This is a genomic window from Bordetella ansorpii (assembly GCF_900078705.1).
Classification (GTDB): Bacteria; Pseudomonadota; Gammaproteobacteria; order Burkholderiales; family Burkholderiaceae_B; genus Bordetella; species Bordetella ansorpii_A.
The window spans coordinates 170,055-189,839 of the sequence record NZ_FKIF01000008.1 but is presented as its reverse complement, the minus strand read 5'-3'; the positions used below and the strand labels follow the sequence as shown (position 1 = coordinate 189,839).

Sequence of the window (19,785 nt, the reverse complement as noted above, 5' to 3'; positions counted from 1 at the left end):
CATGGCCCGTCCGCATATCTCCGAACCTCGAGATAACATCGCGAGCCTTCGGCTAACGCTCAATGAGCGGCACGAAATGGAGGCGACATCCAATGTGCTGGGATTCAAGTCGCTAAGCGACTACATTCGTCATCTACATAACGTAGCAGCCAAGCAAGACAAGAAGCCCGAACGGGTTAATGGTGAAAGCTATGGCCCCTTCTCAGTCGCCCATGAAACCAAGTTGGGGAAAATCTATAACGGAAACTCGCTCGAGTACCTACATCACCGAGCGAAGCCCAATTCCGTCAACCTGATCATGACCTCCCCCCCATTCGGCTTGGTGCGCAAGAAGTCCTATGGCAATGAAGACGCAGCGGCCTATTGCGACTGGTTTCGGCCATTTGCCGAAGGATTCAATCGGGCGTTACGCGATGATGGAAGTTTGGTGATCGACATCGGAGGTGCATGGAAACCTGGCATGCCAACGCGATCGCTCTATCACTTCAAGCTTTTAATTATGCTTTGTGAAGAGTTTGGATTCCATCTTGCACAAGAGCACTACTGGTGGAATCCTGCAAAACTGCCATCCCCGGCTGAATGGGTAAACATTCGTAGGGTGCGCGTGAAGGACGCTGTTAACTGCGTATGGTGGCTCTCGAAAACGCCATATCCAAAGGCAAATAACAAACGTATCTTGGCACCGTATTCAGACTCTATGAAAGGGCTTCTAAGAAACGGCTACAAAGCAAAGCTTCGACCATCGGGGCATGATATCTCGGAGAAATTCTCGAAGGACAATGGTGGGTCTGTACCTCCAAACTTACTCGCTATTGCCAACACAGAAAGCAATGGGCAATATCAGGACTATTGTCGAAAAAACGGAATCGATATTCATCCAGCTCGGTTTCCGGCATTGCTTCCCGAATATTTCATACGGATGTTGACTGACCCGGGTGACTTGGTGATTGATCCATTCGCAGGATCGTGCGTTACTGGCATGGTTGCAGAAAACTTGCATCGCAAGTGGGCTTGTATCGAGCTCTCGAGTGAGTATATTCGTGGAGCGATGGCTCGCTTCCAACACGGAATGGAGACGACGCGCTCGCGTCCCGCTAATTACTCTATCAGTACGCCATGCTCACAGCCCGTAGATGAGACTCAAGTACCGCTCGTTGCAAACGGTGGCGCAACAAGATAGACGCCGACTGTAAATAGGTTTAGCGAGAAGGGGGCGGCAAGTTTGTAGCCGCAAGTTTGCCGTCTAAGTCACCAGACTCTCGCTCTTCAGATCTAAGCGGTTCACCGCTTCGCTCGGCTTTGATCTGTTTGATGATACAGTGTTTGCCGAATAGTTGACCTGTACTTTCCAAGCCCGGAAAATATCCGCCTTTGGAAAAACAAGAACGAAAAGGAAAGGCATGGCCGCTCCTCTGCCAACTCAAGATATTCTCGGAGTGTTCAAAGCGCTCAAAGACGATGTCCAGACCTCGATGCTTGGTCCACGCGGTCTGTCGATCAAGAGTTCGGGGACTAAGGCGCTAACCTTGGGTGAGCCCGTAAGCACAACGGCAGGTTTCTGGCAGAACCCTCATACGGTCTCAAGCAAGCCCCCCCGTTGGATACTCCAGGTCGAGGGGCAAGTCGAAGGCGGCGTAGCCACACGGTTCGCCCTTGACCCCGCGGGGCAGCCTATGGGCATGAGCCGAACCATTGGATATATTAACAATCGGGACGGCTCTTGCGCAGTGTGCGCTTTCAGAGTTATGCCAGCCGTGAAGCCGGCCGGCCCGGACGCAGCGTGGATTTTTCCTACCGGCTGGGAATACCTCCTTGTGGTGGCTTTCGCTATACCGCTTCCGGCAGGAACGTCAGGTGATCCACTCACCGACTTTAACCCAGTGAACGGTACGGTTAATTTTGGTGGCGGAACCGCCAGGGCGAGCTATCCGCTCGCATTCCGTGCCGTCGTCAAAGCACCGGTTACTCTGACTGCTGCGGCGGGGACAACCTACGACGAGGTCGGTGCTGCCACCGCCCAATTTTTGGGCGCTACCCTATATGACGGAACGCAGGACACCGACCGCGACCGTTTCGTTACCGATCTAGCGGCCGTGTTTGCGCCAGCACCTGGCCAAACCCCATTCGTGCTTGCCGAAGACACAACGCTCGTCGGGATCGATCCATCGGTCTATCGGCAGATCGAAGCCGCAGTCAATTCCGGCAAACGCCACATTATCCTGTACGGTCCGCCCGGCACGGGTAAAACGACTCTGGCCGAGTATCTGGCTCGGGAACTTTCTGAGAGGGACGATGGCGACGGTTCTTACCTAATGCTCACCGCCTCATCAGCATGGAGTCAACAGGATCTCGTCGGCGGATACCAACCGCTCGGCGGAGGAGCTATCGGATTTATCCCCGGTGCACTCCTTAGGAATTTCGACAAACCGGCCATCATCGACGAGCTTAACCGCTGTCCCATCGACAAGGTACTTGGACCGATGTTCTCCATCCTCTCTGGTCAGTCCTCAACTCTACCGTGCCGTGTAGATGCGGCCGATCCGACCAGCCCATTTCACATCATCCATCCCGAGCCACGTCCCGGCATGGCGGCCCATGAGCATGCGCCGGATTCTGCTTGGCGTCTTATCTGCACACTGAACACCTATGACAAGACTCAACTGGGTCAAATCTCATATGCTCTCAGCCGGCGCTTTGCCTGGATTAAGGTCGGGGCTCCAGCCGATCTCGATGTATTTGTCTCTGAAATGGCGAATAGAATCGGTGTCGCGGTTCCTAACCCCATTCCCGTGAATCCTATTGGAGCGATGTGGAGATCTGTCAATACCATCCGAGAAATTGGCGGAGCGCCCATTGTCGATTTCATCAGAACGATCCAGGCTCTCGATCCCGCCGCCGATCTTTTTGCACTGCCAGCCGGTGCGACCGCCGAGCCATTCCTTTCCGCATTTCGCATGTGCGTCCTTCCCCTAATGGATGGACTTTCCCCTCGTGAGGCGGGCGACCTAGCCACCGGCATTTCTGCTGAATGGGCGCTCGACATGGGAAGAGCGGAGAGGCTAGCCCTCGACTGCGCGGAGTTCTCGGCTTGACAGTCTCTGCATCCGATTTGGATGAGATCTGCCTGCGTGGCCTACTCCGTTGGCTCAGCAAGGGGCCTCGGTCTCCATATAACGGGCCGGTGGCCCCCGTGCGCCACGAGGATATAGATGCTCTCAGGATGTGGTGGGCACTCTCCCGGCCGGTCGGTGCATTGGCGGCTCGCCTTGCCACGAGGCCACGCGAAGTATCTCCGGCACTTGACGGCTTCCGCCGGGAGGTCTCCGGCGAGATCCCTGGCCCACCCGACGCGGCGGCTTCAGCACTCTTGCAAGCCATCACGCTCGATCCTTCCGCGTTCGTCGTGACGGAGATTTCTGCAACCTGGTTAGCTGGCCCTAACCGCGTGCTCGCAAAGACCCTCGACGCCGCAAGGAAGGCTCTCCGGGCGGCGGCGCTACATGTGAGAGGTGGATTGTTCGATGGCCCAGCCAAGGAGCGGCTTGCCATTCTCGACGATGCCCTAAAGGTAGCTCCCATGAGAGACCTGCTGGCCACGCCTGCTGGACGGGCGAGAATTGGATCGCACGAGCGCAGGCAGGCTGCCAAAGCCAGGGCACCGCTTTACCGGCTCTCTTGGGATTGTGCCTCCACCCTTGCTGGCATAGATGCGCTCCAGCCGGAGAGTGTGGCTGCGCTGTTGGCTGGTGACACCTTGCCTGGGATGGAGACATGGCGCAAATTCGAACTAGCCGTCTTGCTAGAGGTTGGCGACGCTCTAGCTGGAGCGACGGGCCATCCGTGTGTACTGGATGCGTCGTTCGCTGCCGGTCGTCCGGCAGCTAAAGTCGGCGACATCGAAATACGCTGGCAGCGGGCTATTCCGCAGCGACCCAATGCTGATCTTGACCCGGGGGAGATTATGGCGAAAGATCTGGCTGCCTCGCTGGGCGCTGCAGCGGGTACTGCCCGCGCCGACATTGTTATAGAACGGGCGGGCCGTATACTCTCCATCATCGAATGCAAGTGGTTTGGCGATCCAGATTCTGCCCACGGGGCCATTCTAGACGCAGTTCCACAAATTGTTGGATATGCACGGGATGCTGCATACGCGCAAGGGGAAGCAGCAGGCGACATACTCTCCAGAAGTGTCGTTGCCCTTGCTCACAGAGGACTGGCACCGTTAAGGATGGGTGCCCCTGTCGGATGCCTTGGATTCGTCGATCTTGGTGGAACAGTGCTCAGTCCATGGGCAGCCACCATCGCGACTATCTAAACAATCATTCGACCCGGTAAGATGTTTCTGCTATACGCCTAGTAAACGGGTTTGACACATCGTCGATTTACAACGAACAGCAGCACCTCGGAAAGGTCACGCCGACAGATAGTGACAGGGCAACGTCAACGGCGCCCCAGACAGGCAGCGATACGCTCCATAGCGTCCACGAGCACAGAGCGATCATGCTCGCTCAACCCTGAAAGTACCTGAACCAAGTGCTGGGCTTGATCATGTGCACCCACGCTGACCTGGTTCATTAGGTCTGTTGCATTGCATTCAAAAATTTCGGCAAGTTCAACCAGCCGACCGACCGTGGGCATGATCAAGCCCCGCTCCAGACGGGAAATCGCCGCTAGGCCGATGCCCAGCCTTTCGGCCACCTCCTCCTGTGTCATACCGCGAGCAGCTCGTCGCGTTGCGATGGCGCGTCCGATCCGCTCTGCTAGTTGATCCGTATCCAAACCTTCCCCCTCAAATCCGACCCTAATAGTCGGGCTTGAGCTTTAGAAGGTTAAGAACTTAAGAAGTACAATTTAGACCCGTAAACACCTATAGCACCACAAACCTTAGCAGGTGTGAGGTGTGTGAACCGGCACCCCAGTAGGCGTCCGAACTAATCACGTGTCACAGACCATCATGTCATTGCTGCATTAGTTGCCGATGAACCCATTCCTTCGCTTATTCAGGAGCTTTTAGTACATCAACACCCAGCGATACAGCCAAGAGGCAATGAACCGCAACAAGAGGAGCTTCATCTGATAAGGGAAAAATTGGGATTTCGCATCACTAACAAGGTTAAGAAAAATACCTAAGGATTTTTATGCCGACCGATATCGTGAAATACACAGCAGACGAATTGACCGACGATCGTCTCGACGAACTCATCCTCAATAAAAAGGACTTCGAGGTTGTTGCCGTTACCGACATGGGTAAGGTCGTCACCAAGGTGGAAGGCCGTATCGAGAGAGCAGGCTTGAGATGCCGGACCTACACGCAATATCGCTCTTCTGTATTGGCCACGGGACTTTTGGGGCCGACCGTCTTCTTTGGTCTGGCTGCGGGAGCTGCAATAGGAATACACCGTCTCATTACGTGGAGCCCCGACTATGAGATCGGAAAGAATCGTGTCATGCGTACGTTGGCCGTGACATATAAGAAGAAAACTCAAAGCTGAGAACAGATCTCAAGGGAAATGCCATGATAATGGCCTTCGGCTATAAAAAATACACGTGCAAATCATGCAGATGGTCAACCACGATTCCTAATGGTGATGTCCTTCTAAACCCCAATCCTGACTATTGCAAGAAGTGTGGTGCAACCAGTTTCAAAATCGACACAATGTGCCGCCCTCTACTGAAAGACATGTTGCGGTCATTCTTCTTCCGATGAAACACAACATGTCCTGACAAGCATGGGAATAGGCGCTTTACGACACACGGATATCCCATGCTGTTTTCCATCCTGATCGTAGGACTCCTCGTTCTTCTTTTCATCAAACCCAAGTGGGTTTTCACCCTAATCCTCGTTATCATTGCCATCGCGATATGGAGACATACATCAGGCGGGTTTTACTGAATACCGTTGCAGTGCGCTTAAATAAGCATTGGCGGTGAGAACCGTCCGTGCAGCCATATATTCCTACCACGGAATTTCAAATTCCGCCGCGCTTGCAAAGGGATCATCCACCGTTTTCGAATTCCCGCGAGTACCCGACATAACTTTCAACGACGAGGCAGATATTTGCGTGGAGAATTTGGTCTCGCCGGTATTCCTGTCCTGATATGACCTTTTCTTCAGTGTGCCCTCAATGTCTACGACATCACCCGCTTTTAGTTTTCTGGCAGTATCCGCATTATCATAGAAGAGGACTGCTCGATGCACGGTATGCTCCTCGACCTTCTCTTTCGTCTTGGTCTTGATGTAATGGTCTGTGGTTTTGACCATGACGGTCGTGACAAACTGGCCGTTCTGCTGCCGACGTACTTCAGGATCTCGGTCTAATTCGCCGACGACGTGAATGTGATTGATGGATTCATAGTTCATGGTGATGCCTGTATGGTTCGTGAAAATACCGCCATTGCTTGTACATAGCCAAGGCAACGACGGTCGCATGTATGCATAAGATATATACGGATCACAAATCCTTTCGAGGCCTTCCCAAGTTAGATGGCTCAGGAATTTGGCTCATGCCGAATGTTCTCACCCGCTCATGCGCTTTACACTGCAATACCTGGCCTGCCTTGTCCAGATACTGCAATGCAGTACGCAATCCCTTGCGCTTATCCATGTCGTAGCAGTTGATCTGGCCGGTGCCGTCGCCAAATCCCCTACGGGCAATGCTTTTCTTGAAGAAATTATCCGCGCGAGCATCGCCCTTGCCATTGGTGAGCTTCTCATTGAAGTAGGTACAGATGTATTTGGCGATATTCTGGTCTTCGTGAGATCGTCCGTTGTAGGCAATGACCACGTGCATGTGAATGCCGCCTTTATCGTTACCAGCCTCAATGCGCCAGACATAATGCTTGATGCCCTTGAGCATCTTGTTCATGCGTTTGTTTCTGAGCAGGCGCGCCCATAGAGCCTGCATGATTTCAGGCGTAAGTTCCTCTCTGTATTCTTCCTTGTATTTCAACGTAAGGTGGACGAGGAGATGCCTGGAGTGCCACTTGAACAGCTTGTGCTCCCATTCCAGTACCGCGTCCTTCCTATCCTTGACACGTCTTGCTTGCGCCTTGAGCTTTTCCTGGAATTCCTTGCCTTCGCAATGCTTCTTGATCGACCATGCCAGTTTGTTGAACTGGTTCAGGTAGTTCATGTCGCCAGGCATGGGTTTCTTGTAGATGTCCGATAGCCAACGGAAGTCAGACAACATCTCCAGTTGCTTGCAGATGGTGAAGAACGCACCGACGTAAGGGCTGTAGATAAACCGTTCGTCATAGGCTTGCAGCATTCCGTTAAGCATCGGATAGAAATACACCAGCGTAGAGCGATGCAACCGCTTTCGACGTTGCCCTTTGTGTTCGTACACTTCTAGATCAAAGGGCAGTGTCTTCGCCTTGATGCATTCCTTGACGAATCGCTCGATGATGGCAAAGGTGCTGATCTGGCCGTATTCGGCATGGATGATGTCCTGCCTCTTGTTGGTACGGTATGTCGATTCGATATTGTTAAATCGGTCTATCTCATGATAGATGTCGGATTCGATTTCCAGGTAGTCTTCGTTCATGGCCTCTCTCCATGTGTGTTGTAGGAGTGAGGAAGAAATGAAGTGTTCTTTTATTCTTATATGTTAAGAAGAAGCACAATTCACCAATACGACAAACCCCAGCGGTCTGCTTTGATCGAGATCCACGACATCGTGTAAATATTGGCTTTTCATTTCTTTCCCTCATATACATACATGGCGCCGCGCACATGGAAGAAAAAAGCCCCCGACCAGAATGCACCTGATCGGGGGCGGGACGCTGCTATTCTGCTATCCGTAGCAAAATAGCAGGGTGGATGAGGGTCAGGCGTAGACAAACAGCCCAGACGGGCTTGTCCACTCGTTCAACAGCAGGGGGGACACCTGGAAGTATTGCCGCTGATCTACCGGCCACCAGGCAATCTTCCCTTGATCGGCCAAGTGGTCGAGTGCCATGCGTATGCGCTTTTCGCTGTACCGCAATGTGAGACCGCCGTGTGCATTACGCTTCACATCGCTGATGTTGAAAGCCGTTTGGTATCCCCCGACGTATTTTTGGTTGTGCTGACTGCGAATAACGAGCGTTTGAAGACCGAGGAGAACATTTTGCGCATCTTGCTCATGTAGTGGTTTTTCAACGTAGCCGAACAGTTTTTCGTGCTCGACGCCGAAGTGCATGACGATCAGGATCGCGTATTGCAGGACATCCGCCGATATTTCATGCCCTGTGTTGCCTTCGATGACGTGCAGAACCGCGGCGACGCGCGCGACGTTCTCCATGTAGCGGTTGCCGAAAGGGCGTATGTTGTGGAATGCACCCTTGCCGTGGCTTTCGGCCTTGATCCACGTCATGGCCGCATGCCACTGTTCAGTTGCTTTCTCGGATAACACCAGCACCTCGCGGGTGATCGCGCCCGCCTCCAGCATCTCCTCGTAGCGGACAAAAAGGCGCCGCAGGATGCTGTCGTGTCGATCCCGCGCCGTGCGCGCGATTTCGTAACGACGGGGTTCTTCGTTACCCGGTTTGTCATCTTCGCGGCAGATGACGATCAGGGTACGCGCGGCCAAGCCAACATCCACGATGTCGGCGCCATGTTTTTTTACGAAAGTCTGAAAGCGTCCTTCTTGCAGCGCCCAGAACAACGAGCCGCGCGGCTCGCTGGCATAGACAGGTTCCGTGGTCGTGCGCTTGCGATTAAGGGTTACGCCATCCCACAGCTCGTTCAGGCCGGGGGCAATATGCGTCAAGCTAGGTAGAAACGCCGAGGCGTCAGCGTGTACCCAGGACGTGCATTCCGCGTCTTCGCCAAGGCTTTTCACCATGGCCGACCAAGTGATGTCCTTCTGCATGATGCCCGCGCCGGATTTCCGCGTTTTGGGTTTTTCGGCTTTCAGGGCGACCATCCGCTCTTTCAACCCGCGAAGGGCCTCCTCGTCATGGGCGTTCTTCCGGATGTCCCTGCGCAGATCGCCCATCTTTTTTTCCCAGACGATGATCCGCACATCGCTATCGTCGTCTTCTTGCGCCTTGGCGACTTGGCTATTTTGAAATTCTTTATGGACTTTGGTCAGGCTATTGAGGGTTGTGCTCTTGCGCAGCCCGGAGCCGAGTATCGCAAAGCAAAACAGCGACGTAGGCTTCCGACCGATGTGAGGGCACTGCACGTCATAGAGCAGTTGAATGGGAATGGCGCTGGTCGCCAGCACCGCCGCCGCCACCATGTCCGCGCTGGTTTCCGCTTCTGCTGCGAGTTCTTCGATCAGCTCGCGTGTTTTCGGTGGAAAGCGGCTTGCTAGAGTGTTGCCCGACTGTTCGAGCAATTCGTTGGGCAGGCCCAGGCAATTCGGTTTGGGCGCCAAACCGTCGTTCGGGTTGTTGCGGAATTTTTTGTTGTATCTGGGGATTCCGCCCTTGGGTCTTTCTTCATTCATCATGTTGTGTACCTAAAAAATGACGCCCCGTAGGGCGTCTGGAATTTCTGCTTGTCAGTAGGCTCCTACGAACCGTCTTGTTTTTTTGCATTACGCTTGTCGCGGTATTGACGGGCGATCCAGAGGGACTTGAAACGCTCCAGGTCGCCGATGAACCCGCGCTTTTGCAGATCGGCGTGCGCTTCGTCTTTGTTCTTGAACACATGCGCCTTGATGGCCTTCTGCATCAGCATGTAGCGCTCGTTGAACAATTGCACGTCGCGTTCGGCTTGCGCGACACGCACTTCGAGTTCGTCGCGATCTTCGGGAGCTTCGTCATTGTTCGAGACGTGGGGAGTATCGTCCATGCTCTACTCCTTGGCCTGGCCGAGCTTGGCGCCGCTTTTACGTTTCCCGAGAGCACGGGGGCGCGACAAAACCCACGACTCCACCTCGCTCGGAATCCAGCGCACGGAAGACTGGCCGACACGAACCGGCTGCGGGAAGCTACTATCGTGGTAGGGCGAGCGCGGATTGAGACGCTCGTATAACGAGGAACGGGACAGGCCGGTCAAGGCCTGAACCTCGGGGCAGTGCAAAAGCACCTGACCTTTCATTTCAATTTGCATATAGTGATTCCATAAAGCCCGGAAATTCCGGTGGAATCAATATAGCTTTGGCGCCTCGCCAGACCCTAACTTTTGCCAAATTCAGAAATTTTGACTCATGCGCTCCTCATGTACGAGGATGCTTTTTTGACCCCTTGACTACGGATGGACTGTCCTGCGTGCCGAGTTGGAATTTGACCGGATCACGTCGTATCCAGTCAGCCACTACTCTCTCAAGATTCCATTCGTCCAAGCCACTTGCTTCTATCAAGTCTTGATGGTCGGATTTGAGCCGCAGAACGATACGCTCTATACCGGCCTTCTTATCGTGAAGATCATTGGTAGACGTATCCTTGAGTAGATCAATGACCTTTGCTTTCAAGGCATCTGCCTTCTGATGCTTTTTCCTTCCGTTGTTCTTGGCTCGTTCTGAATAGCGCATTTTCGGATTTGGAATCATCCGAAAGAGCCAGCCAACCCCACGTTCTACACTGCACCTTGCACCATCGACATCATTGTCGCTCAGTAATTTTTTTGCTTGCAGATAATAGGCATACGAGAACAAGGGCGCATATTTATGGGCGTCATACCCGTGCTCGGTTAAAGCGAGGCCACCAGGCTTTCCGTCCTCAAAGTCGAAAGCTGCCCCTCCGGCCTCAAGATATTGACTGACCGTTTCCTCCCAGACATCCCAAGACTCCTGGCTCTCAAATTCAAGCCAGTACTTCAAGGCGTGATCCCGCATTGTTTCTAGCACGAGTGGCATATCGACCGATTCCCAGTCTATGTCCTCCCTTGGAAGCAAGGCCGGCGATTCTATCTTCCAATGCGTACTATCTTCCCTAGTCAGACTAACGCTCGCAATCTCTCGTCCTCCAGGAACATCTTCTTTCATGATGATCTTCATGCTGACGACATCGTTCAAGATTTCCCGTATTTTTTGGAATCGACAAACGACAAGGTCTTTGATCAGCCGATTCATGGTGATGGTTGCTGCTTTTTTCATGGCAACCCGCCGTGTATGGTTACTTACGAGATTCTGGGTGTGGCGACGTCAAGCACTCTTCTTATGTAGAGTTGCCACTTCACTATTTTGAACACAATGGTCAAGGTAATCAGACCACCATTGCATCATCTTGGCCCGGTGCTTGAGATACAACGCATGGTTGTATGCAGCACTCGTATCGTCGCGTTCCTGATGCGCCAGCTGCAGTTCGATATGCTCATGTGGCCACCCCTGCTCATGTAAAACAGTCGAAGCAATACCCCGAAATCCATGGCCAGTCATTCGACCTTTGTACCCCATGCGCTCCAGTGCCTTGAGGATTGTGTTGTTCGACATGGGCTTTTCATGACTCCGCTCGCCAGGAAACAGCAAGGCTCGATGCCCCGTCAGCGTATGCAAATTGCGCAGTAACTGCACCGCCTGATGCGAAAGCAGAACGATGTGCGGCGATTTCATCTTCATCCGCTCGGCCGGGATGTCCCAGCGGGCATTGTCCAGATCGAACTCTTCCCAGCGAGCCCCAATAAGTTCGCTGGTACGAACAAAGGTCATCGCCATCAGCTTCATCGCCAAGCGGGTAACACTGCTGCCTTGGTAGACCTCGATATGCCGCAGCAACTCGGGTAGCTCCTTGGCATCCAGACGGGCGTAGTTCTGCTTCTTGCGTGCTGTGAGGATGTCACCCGGACGGATTTCCGTGGCGGGGTTGCGGGTCGCGTGGCCGTGTGCAATCGCGTAACGAAACACCTGCCCGCAGGTTTGCAGAGAACGCTTGGCAATGTCGAGCGCTCCGCGCTCCTCGATGGCCTTGGTCATCTTCACCAGCTCGGGAGCCTGGATTTGATCCACGGGGCGTTCGCCCAAAACAGGGAAAACATCCGACTCCAAGCGCCGGATGACGTATTCCGCATGCCGTGCGCTACGCGAGGGCGACCAATGTGCCCACCACCGCTTGGCCACTTCCTGGAACGTGTTGTCCACAGCCTGCTGGCGGTTGAGTTTGTCAGCCTTGCGCTGGTCCATCGGGTCGATGCCGGTGGCCAGCAGCTTGCGGGCGGCATCGGCCGCCTGGCGCGCTTGGGCTAGGGAAATGTCCGGATAGACGCCCAGCGCCATCAGTTTCTGCTTGCCGTCGAAGCGATAGGCCCAGCGCCAGAGCCTGGAGCCGGTTGGGGAGATGTGCAATTGCAGGCCCCGCCCGTCGGAAAGCTTTTGCAGGCGGGGGCCGGGCTTGGCATTGCGGACAGCCAGGTCGGTCAGGGGCATGGCGCCTCTTTTGTTGGTATTTTGTCGATACCAACGAAGATAGCACCGAAATACCAACAGCGATACCAACAGAAGAGTCGGATGCTCGTGGACATTCTTGGACTACCCTGGAAAGAAAAAACCCCGTAAATACTTGTTTTTACGGGGTTTTCGGATCTTTCTGGACTTGCTCGGAAAAATTCTTGGCGGACAGAGGGGGATTCGAACCCCCGATACGCTTTTGACGTATACACGCTTTCCAGGCGTGCGCCTTCAACCGCTCGGCCACCTGTCCTAATTTGATCTACCGCTTTCAGCTTATCGGGGGCACAAACACCCGCGCAGCAAAAAGCGGCAATCCGCGATTCTAGCAGGTTTTCGCCCACTATTTCCAGCGGATCGTCGCGGATCTGCTGGCGGGCCTGCCTGGATGTCGCGCCGGCACGACCCGAGCCAGACCTCGCATGCAGCCCGCGGCCCGGAAAACCTCGGACCATCGGCATCGCCACTGTCACGAATCCGACATATAGTCATTCCCCACGCGCAGGCAACCCCCCACGCCCTACGTACCCCAGGAGTACGCCATGGTGGACTTCGACGTCGTCTGCAATGACCGTCACGATTATTCGAATGGGCCGCATGCCCATGCCGACGACATGCTGTTCATGCCGCTGGACGGCCTGTTCTCGATTTCGTCGCAGGACGACGGACGGCCCGGGCTGCTGGACAGCAGCAGCGTATGGTGGGTGCCGAGCCGGCACGTTCATCAGGTGCAGGCCACCGCGGGCCAGCGGCACCTTTGCTACTACCTGGACATGCCCTCGCTGTTGGCCGCCCACCGGGCCGACGGCAGATCGCCGCATGCCGGCGCACAGCGCTGGATGATGTCGACCTATCTGTCGGACCTGCTGCGGTTGCGCGCCAACGTCCGGCATCGTCCCCTCTCGGCGGGGCTGCTCTCGCACGCCAATCTCGATCGCCTCGTCCTGTCCGAAGTCGGACGCATCCTGGCGTCGACCGCGCCCGCACGGGCGCGCGAACCCGATCAGTTGATCCAGGCCGTCAAGACGTTCGTGCATGCCCATCTGGATCACGACCTGTCCTGTGACGCGCTGGCGGACCATACGCACACCAGTCCCCGTACGCTGGCGCGCTGGTTCCAGCTCGCGCAGGGCATGTCCTTGGGCCGATACGTCCTGCGGGCGAGATTGACCGAGGCCCGTCGCCTGCTGATGCTCACGACCTTGCCCATTTCCGATATCCAGCAGGCGGTCGGCTTCAACTCCGCTGCTCATTTCGCCTATTCCATACGCCGACGCTATGGCGTATCGCCTCGGCACCTGCGTGCCCAAGCCATGCGGACGGCGCATCATTGAGCTCAATGGCACGAATTCGATAGTCCTGGCGGAATATCGCAATCCTCACTGATCGGCCACGCTTAAGCTGATCGAGCCGGCCCACACGGCCGGCGTCTCGTGGAGCGGTCCGGTGCCCGCAGCGTGCGGACGCCGCGAGCCACACGCATATCGCGTCCACGTGCCGGCTTGCATTGACATCACCCCTACCCATCCAGCCCCACGGCGGCGCGCACCCGCGCGCGCGCCTTGCCGGGGCTCGCCAGGAGAAAACGCAATGAACCGCATCCGTCACATCGTCGACGCCGAGATAGCGCTGGTCGACAATGCCGCCGCTCGCCAGGCGCTCCACGACTCCTACGAAGCCGAGTCGCAGGCCGTGGAACGCATCGAAGCCTTCTTCGACGCATTCACCGCTCGGCCCTGGTCAGCCGCATCGCGCAATACGTTCTTCCGCAACTGGAGATCGCCGGGCAGAGGTGCAGCCAGTTTCTGTGCGCTGACATTCCGCCTGATGGCGGCGGCGGAAACGGTGAGCGGAGATTCTCAGCGCGCCCTGCTCTACCGCTGCGCCACCCGCGTCTCCGAGGTGTCTCAGGAAGACGTCGGCATCGGCACGACGGACCATCAGAAACTGTACGAAGACTTCGCGACCCGGCTGGCCGACACCGATCAGTGGAAGCTCGACCGCTATGCGGTGCCCGGGCTCCGGCGCTTCGTCAACGCCTCGCGCGACTATCGGCAAGGCGGCGATGACCTGGGGCACGCCATGCTGATCTCGCTGCCCGAGGAGTTGTACAACCATGGCGAATTCGCCTATGCCGCCGCCCGATTCTCACGTTGGCAGCGCAACGTGCTGACTCGGCCCGAGACCGCCTGGAGCGCCGACCTGCGCTTCATCCATGACCACCTGGGGGACACCGAACGCGGGCACTTCGCATCGCTGGTGCGCGGCTTCGAGGACTATTGCATCGCCATGTCGGTGGAGCCAGACTGGAACACGATGTACCAGGCCAACACCGGCCTGCTGAGCGACATGGCGCGGTCTTACGACGAGTTGTACGACCGTCTGGTCGCACTGGACCACGATGGCGAAACGGTGGAACGGGCCCACGTGCCCGCCTGAGCCGGCCGCGGCCGCCATGAGTCAGCCGGCGCCCCCTCCCGCCAGCGATGCAAACCGTTATCGCTGGTGGATCCTGGCGATCGCGACGGCGACGCAACTGGCCGCGGCGCTCGCCAGCCAGGGCATCGGCGCCTGGGCGCCGCATGCCCAGCAGGCGCTGCAGTTCTCCAACCGGGATCTGGGCCTGCTGGCGACCTTGCTCAATGGCGCCGCCGCGGCGGCATTGCTGCTGGTCGGCCCCATGCTGGACCGCTTCGGCGAAAGGCTGCCGGTGTTTCTCGGCATGGCGGTCATGGGCGTGGCGCTGCTGGTTCTCGGCGATGCCGCGCATTACGCCACGCTGGCCCTTGCCATGCTGATCGCCGGCCTGGGCTACAGCCCCATCCAGCCCGCCGGCGGCAAGGCGATCTACCAATGGTTTCCGCCACGGGAACGTGGCCTGGCGATGGGCATACGCCAGGCGGCGTTGCCCATGGGCGGCGCCTGCGCGGCAGCCTTCTTCCCCTTCATGATCGGCCATGCCGGCTGGCACGCCGCCATGCTTGCCGCGGCATCGATTCTCGTGGCGGCCGGCCTGATATACCTGACGCTGTTTCGCTGCGCGCTGGGCCCCTGCGCCCGCCCGCGCCATACGGCGCACCATGCGCCGGCTGCCCTGCCGCGACAAACCTCGTTGCGCCGGTTGGGGATCGTCGGCATGGCGATGGTTGGCGTGCAGACGGTCATCTCCGTATTCTGGGCCTTGCTGGTGCACCACCGCTTCGGCCTGAGCACGCACGCGGCCGCATGGCACTTGTTCGCGCTGCAGTTGGGCGGCGCAGCGGGACGGCTTGCGATATCCGCGATCAGCGACCATCTGCACGATGGCAGGCGGCGCATGGTGCGCTTGTGCGCGCTGATGACGGGCTGCGCGCTGTTGACCGCGATCGCGTTGCCGACACGCGGCCACGACGCCATGATGCTCGCCTGCTCCGTCGCCATCGGCGTCTTCGGCTTCGGCTGGTACGGCCCCTGGGTGGTCTGGTTGTCCGACTGCGCGGGCCCGCGGCAGATAGGCCGCGTATTGGCTTCGGCGCTTGCCGCGAACCAGCTCATCATCGCGGCCGTGCCCTTGGCCTTCGGCGCATTGCTGGACGCGCTGCCGGACCCCGCGCCAGGCTGGCTGGCGCTGGCCGGCCTGCTGGCCGTCGCCATGCGGTACAGCGGGATGCCGGAGACAGGCGCTACGGAATCTGGACCGTCACCTCCCCGCTGAGCCAGACCCTGGGCGGCCCGGCCTGGGCCACGTCCTGCGCGACGCACAGGCGCGACAACCGCCCCATCGCACGCCCTTGCAGCACATGCACGGTTTCTGCGGCGGGCACGGCGATCCCGTAGTGGCCCAGCGCGCCGAACAAGGCCGTCGCGGCGATACCGGTGGCGGCATCCTCAGGGTAGCCGGAGGCCTGGGGAAACTGCCGCGCCTCCAGCGTGAACGGCGCCTCGTCGGACAGCACGAAGGGATACAGTCCGGTGGAACCGATCCGGTTGCATAGCGCCCGCATCTCGCCGAATCGCGGCGACAGGCCGTGCAGGATATCCGCCGACGCCAGCTGGACCAGCGTCTTGGTGCGGCTGGTGGCGGCATTGCAGATGAACGGTGAAGCCAGCCCGGACGGCCCGATGCCCAGCACGCGCAGTATCTCGTCAGCCTCCGCGGCCGCCACGGGGCGGACGGTGGCGCCGGGCTGCGCGATGCGAACCTGCGTACCCCGCATGTCGATCAAGACATCCCCCGCAAGGGTCTGCACGGTCAGCAGCGGCGCGGGTGCCAGGCCTTGCCTGCGCAGCAGCCAGCCGGTTCCCAGCGTGGCGTGCCCGCACATGTCCACTTCACGCGCGGGCACGAAGTACCGCAGCCGGTACGGCGCGCCATCGTCAGCGGGCAGCAGGAAGGCGGCCTCGTGGCCATGGCGCTGCGCCAGCGCCTGCATGTCCGCCGCCGTCATGGCGCGTGCATCGAGCACGACAGGACAGGGGTTGCCGCCTTGTTCTTGTTCGGTGAAGACGTTCACGATGATGACGTCGGGTTCGACACTCATGCCACGGGCTCCTGGGGAGTCGGATCGGAAACGCCTGCTGGCTTCAGCGGATGCAAGGACGGCACGAATTCGGCCGCGAAGACGTGCGTCTGCTGCGCCAGCACGTGAACCGCGTCGAGCAGCACATGGGCCAGCAAGGGAAAGCCGGTGAATACGGCAAGCTGCCCGCGCGCCGCAAGGTCGACGGCCAGGCCGCCTTGCGTTCTGGCATAGGCGCACGCCATCAGCAAGGTGGTGGCCTGCTTGGGGTTGCTCTTGCCCAGCAGCGTGGTGGAATCGGCGGCGCTTTCTTGGAAACCCAGATCGGCGAAGCCATGCTCGGGCCCCGAACACAGCAGCAGCACGTCGCCCGCCATCTTCTCGATGCCGCCGGCCAATGCGCCGAGCGCGCCGCCGAAAGCCGCCACGCAGCGGATGCCGGCCATCTCGCTGCTGGGCGCGGCGCTGAGGCGGCACGGAACGTCTTCCGAGGCATTCCACCTGACGGCGTAGGCCGCCGCGAAGCCCGGATCCACGCCGTCGCCATTGCCCAGGGAATAGCCGCCCAGCGGGATCGTCCCCAGCGCGGACGCGGCCAGCGCCAGCCATTCGTGATGCGCCTGGACCAGGTCGGCCCATCCGCCAACGATCTGGCTCAACGGCATCCATTTCGCGTCGCGCAGGAAGGTCCTTCCCATGACGAGGCGTTCTCCCATGCGCGCCGCGCTGTCGCGCAGGCGCGCCCGCAACAGATCGCAGGCCGGATGGAGCTGCGCGAGATAGGCGCGCAGCAGCGACAGCTGCAGCACGGTGGGAAAGGTGTCGTTGGTCGACTGGTTGCGGTTGACCTGTTCAGGCGTCGCCGGAACCCCCGCTCGAAGGCAGGCCAGCGCGATACGCGCATTGGCCCAGCGGTTGGTCTCGAGCCCGCAGCCCGACTGCCAGAGCGACGGTCCGGGATCGTCCGGAAAGCCCGTGCGCAAGGCTTGCGCCTGTTGCGCGATCGCATGGGCGACGTCATCGGGCAAGGCGCCCAGGGCGCGGTTCGCCTGCGCCGCCGCGGCCTTGTGCGCCATGAGCGTATCCAGGAAGATTCGGGGCAGGAACTTGCCGGGCTCGCGGGCGGCCATCTCGCCATCGCTGTGCGGCATGGCCCTACTCTTCCATCTGCAGGTGCTGCGCCCGGGCCAGGTCGCGCCAGCGGACGTAATCGGCTTGCACCTGCGCCGCGAACGCCTCGGCCGTACCGCCCTTGGCCGTGGCGCCCTGGGCCTGCAACAGTGCCTTGACGTCGGGATCGGCCAGGATGGCGTTGGCCTCGCGGTTCAGGCGCTCGACGATGGCCGGCGGCGTGCCGGCGGGAACGGCCAATCCGTACCAGATCGTGGGCGCGTAATCCGGCACGCCCTGCTGCTCGAAGGTGGGAACGGCGGGCATGCTGCCCTGCCTGCCGGTGACGGCAACCGGCACGAGCTTTCCGGCCTGGATCTGTGCCAGCGTCGTCGGCACCTGGTCGAACAGCACCTTGATCTGCCCGCCGATGGCGTCATTCAGCGCCGGGCCCGCGCCCTTGTAGGGAATATGGACGAATTCCGTGTCCGTCTTCGCCCCCAGCAGCGCCATGGCCAGGTGCGCGAACGAGCCGGCGCCGGGCGTGCCGTAGTCCAGTTCGCCGGGATGCTTCTTTGCGTAGTCCAGCAACTGGGGCAAGGTCTTGACCTTCAGGCTGGGATGCACCATCAGCACGTTGGCCACTTCGGCCAGGTTGATCACGGCCACCGCATCGCGGTCTACCCGGTAGGGGGCCTTGGGATGCGTGGCCGGATAGGTGGAGAAGGTGGTGGTGGTCACCACCAGGATGGTGTGGCCGTCCGGCGGCGATTGCAGCGCCTGGCGGGTGCCGATGGCGCCCGATGCGCCGGCCTTGTTCTCGACGACGAAGGTGTGCCCCAGACGCTGCGAGAGCTTCTGCGCCACCAGCCGACCGATCACATCCGTGGTACCGCCGGGCGGAAAGGGCACGACCACGGATACGGGCCGCGTGGGCCAATCCGCGGCGTGCGCCGCGGTGGAAATACCGGCTGCCGTCAGGCACGCCGCAAGCAGGGCAGGAATGAAGGGAAGTCGCATGTCGGTCCTCGATGAAGTCCGATGACGATACGACCGGGCCGAACCGCTTCGTTATGATCCGTCGGCCAGCGCTATCGATTTATCACATTAGTAATTTCCAGGCGCAGCCCGGAAGGCGGCACGCCGAAACGCTTGCGCACGGCAAAGGCGAAGTGCGCGGCCGACGCGAAGCCGACCGCATCCTGGATGTCGGCGACCGGCAGGTCGCAGGTGCGCAGCAGCCGGGCAGCCTCTTGCAGCCGGGCCTCGAGGATGTACTGGCCGATGGACATCCCTTCTTTCGTACTGAACCACCGGGCCAGGGTGCGCTCTTTCAGGCGGAACCGTTGGGCCAGCGAGGCGCAGCACAGGTCCTCGGCCAGATGGCGGGCGATGTACGCCTTGACCGCGGACAGCACGGCTGCCGTGTCGTCGGCCGCCAGGGCGATCGGGCGGGCGGCGGCGATCCGTCCCACTTCCGCAAGGATCATCCGGTCCAATGCGTCGCGGGTCAGCCCGATGGCGACGGCGTGGCCGGGCAGGAAGTGCCGCCGCAGCCGCACCAGGTCGTACAGGAGGGAGCTCATGCTCATGCAGCGTGGCTGCCCGAAGCCGCCGCCCTCCAGGCTGGCCAGGTCCGCGTAGTAGCAAAGGTGCCGCTGCGCGCTGCTGGCCTCGACGTGATGCGCGCATCTGCCCGGCACGACCCACAGGGCGCCGTCGGAGATGACCGCCGAGCGGTCGCCCGCCGTGACGGAAAAAGCGCCCTCCAGCGGAATGAACAGCATGTCCTCGGCATGCGCGTGCGGACCGTTGCCGTAGTGCGGCCGGTCGTTGCATAGGACGTCGAAATCGATCATGGG

The 19,785-nt window shown here is 59.0% G+C and carries 19 protein-coding genes and 1 tRNA gene; 7 read left to right on the top strand and 13 right to left on the bottom strand.

Translation table 11 applies throughout. The features are described from left to right. Position 1 precedes the first annotated feature (1 nt). From A6745_RS28230 to A6745_RS28225, 3 genes are all read left to right on the top strand, one after another. Positions 2-1,180 carry a DNA-methyltransferase gene (locus A6745_RS28230; protein ID WP_197488211.1) on the top strand — a complete coding sequence of 393 codons (1,179 nt, stop codon included), beginning with the start codon at positions 2-4 and terminating at the stop codon, positions 1,178-1,180. Between the two features lie 220 nt (positions 1,181-1,400). Continuing rightward, positions 1,401-3,092, top strand: a complete 1,692-nt coding sequence (locus A6745_RS21470; protein ID WP_066131769.1) for an AAA family ATPase — start codon at positions 1,401-1,403, stop codon at positions 3,090-3,092. A 275-nt stretch (positions 3,093-3,367) separates the two neighbouring features. Next, positions 3,368-4,315 (top strand): hypothetical protein, encoded by a 948-nt coding sequence (locus tag A6745_RS28225; RefSeq protein ID WP_197488210.1) that lies wholly within the window; start codon positions 3,368-3,370, stop codon positions 4,313-4,315. Positions 4,316-4,440: 125 nt separating this feature from the next. On the opposite strand, the gene A6745_RS21465 is transcribed toward A6745_RS28225, so the two are convergent. Next, positions 4,441-4,779 carry a helix-turn-helix domain-containing protein gene (locus A6745_RS21465; RefSeq protein ID WP_066131765.1) on the bottom strand — a complete coding sequence of 113 codons (339 nt, stop codon included), beginning with the start codon at positions 4,777-4,779 and terminating at the stop codon, positions 4,441-4,443. A gap of 359 nt (positions 4,780-5,138) precedes the next feature. Here A6745_RS21465 and A6745_RS21460 point away from each other — a divergent pair, with 359 nt between their 5' ends. Then, positions 5,139-5,492 carry a hypothetical protein gene (locus A6745_RS21460; protein ID WP_066131761.1) on the top strand — a complete coding sequence of 118 codons (354 nt, stop codon included), beginning with the start codon at positions 5,139-5,141 and terminating at the stop codon, positions 5,490-5,492. Positions 5,493-5,956: 464 nt separating this feature from the next. On the opposite strand, the gene A6745_RS28220 is transcribed toward A6745_RS21460, so the two are convergent. From A6745_RS28220 to A6745_RS21430, 8 genes are all read right to left on the bottom strand, one after another. Continuing rightward, entirely contained in the window at positions 5,957-6,361 is a 405-nt protein-coding gene (locus tag A6745_RS28220) for a single-stranded DNA-binding protein (RefSeq protein WP_197488209.1), read from the bottom strand. A gap of 91 nt (positions 6,362-6,452) precedes the next feature. Then, complete coding sequence (locus A6745_RS28215; protein WP_082853213.1) at positions 6,453-7,544, bottom strand: rolling circle replication-associated protein; 1,092 nt, start codon at positions 7,542-7,544, stop codon at positions 6,453-6,455. Between the two features lie 282 nt (positions 7,545-7,826). Then, on the bottom strand, positions 7,827-9,437 hold the full coding sequence (locus tag A6745_RS21450; protein WP_082853212.1) for a DUF3987 domain-containing protein: 1,611 nt from the start codon (positions 9,435-9,437) through the stop codon (positions 7,827-7,829). Positions 9,438-9,499: 62 nt separating this feature from the next. Next, positions 9,500-9,781, bottom strand: a complete 282-nt coding sequence (locus A6745_RS21445; protein WP_066131754.1) for a hypothetical protein — start codon at positions 9,779-9,781, stop codon at positions 9,500-9,502. A gap of 3 nt (positions 9,782-9,784) precedes the next feature. Further along, entirely contained in the window at positions 9,785-10,042 is a 258-nt protein-coding gene (locus A6745_RS21440) for a helix-turn-helix transcriptional regulator (RefSeq protein ID WP_066131748.1), read from the bottom strand. A gap of 106 nt (positions 10,043-10,148) precedes the next feature. Beyond that, entirely contained in the window at positions 10,149-11,027 is an 879-nt protein-coding gene (locus tag A6745_RS28790; protein ID WP_156513484.1) for a hypothetical protein, read from the bottom strand. A 48-nt stretch (positions 11,028-11,075) separates the two neighbouring features. Beyond that, positions 11,076-12,293 carry a tyrosine-type recombinase/integrase gene (locus A6745_RS21435; RefSeq protein ID WP_066131744.1) on the bottom strand — a complete coding sequence of 406 codons (1,218 nt, stop codon included), beginning with the start codon at positions 12,291-12,293 and terminating at the stop codon, positions 11,076-11,078. Positions 12,294-12,476: 183 nt separating this feature from the next. Next, positions 12,477-12,567 (bottom strand) — tRNA-Ser (locus A6745_RS21430). Between the two features lie 289 nt (positions 12,568-12,856). Between A6745_RS21430 and A6745_RS21425 the strand changes: the two genes are divergently transcribed. The 3 genes from A6745_RS21425 (at position 12,857) to A6745_RS21415 (ending at position 16,008) form a co-directional block, all read left to right on the top strand. Continuing rightward, positions 12,857-13,648 carry an AraC family transcriptional regulator gene (locus tag A6745_RS21425; RefSeq protein WP_066131743.1) on the top strand — a complete coding sequence of 264 codons (792 nt, stop codon included), beginning with the start codon at positions 12,857-12,859 and terminating at the stop codon, positions 13,646-13,648. 256 nt (positions 13,649-13,904) lie between these two features. Next, positions 13,905-14,753: a hypothetical protein gene (locus A6745_RS21420; RefSeq protein ID WP_066131742.1), complete on the top strand. Its 849-nt coding sequence runs from the start codon at positions 13,905-13,907 to the stop codon at positions 14,751-14,753. 16 nt (positions 14,754-14,769) lie between these two features. Further along, positions 14,770-16,008, top strand: coding sequence for an MFS transporter (locus tag A6745_RS21415; protein WP_066131739.1), 1,239 nt, complete (start codon positions 14,770-14,772; stop codon positions 16,006-16,008). Here the strand turns inward: A6745_RS21415 and A6745_RS21410 are convergent. The 4 genes from A6745_RS21410 to A6745_RS21395 all read right to left on the bottom strand — a co-directional run bounded on the left by A6745_RS21410 (position 15,977) and on the right by A6745_RS21395 (position 19,782). Further along, complete coding sequence (locus A6745_RS21410; RefSeq protein ID WP_066131738.1) at positions 15,977-16,834, bottom strand: PhzF family phenazine biosynthesis protein; 858 nt, start codon at positions 16,832-16,834, stop codon at positions 15,977-15,979. The two genes, A6745_RS21415 and A6745_RS21410, sit on opposite strands and share 32 nt — an antisense overlap. Continuing rightward, positions 16,831-17,964, bottom strand: a complete 1,134-nt coding sequence (locus A6745_RS21405; RefSeq protein WP_066131736.1) for a lyase family protein — start codon at positions 17,962-17,964, stop codon at positions 16,831-16,833. Before A6745_RS21405 ends, A6745_RS21410 begins: the two co-directional genes overlap by 4 nt. Positions 17,965-17,968: 4 nt before the next feature. Beyond that, the gene (locus A6745_RS21400; RefSeq protein WP_066131734.1) at positions 17,969-18,943 is read right to left on the bottom strand and encodes a Bug family tripartite tricarboxylate transporter substrate binding protein; all 975 of its coding nucleotides are present in this window, start codon (positions 18,941-18,943) and stop codon (positions 17,969-17,971) included. 71 nt (positions 18,944-19,014) lie between these two features. Then, a complete protein-coding gene (locus A6745_RS21395) occupies positions 19,015-19,782 on the bottom strand; it encodes an AraC family transcriptional regulator (RefSeq protein ID WP_066131732.1) in 768 nt (255 codons plus the stop codon). Between the last annotated feature and the right edge of the window lie 3 nt (positions 19,783-19,785).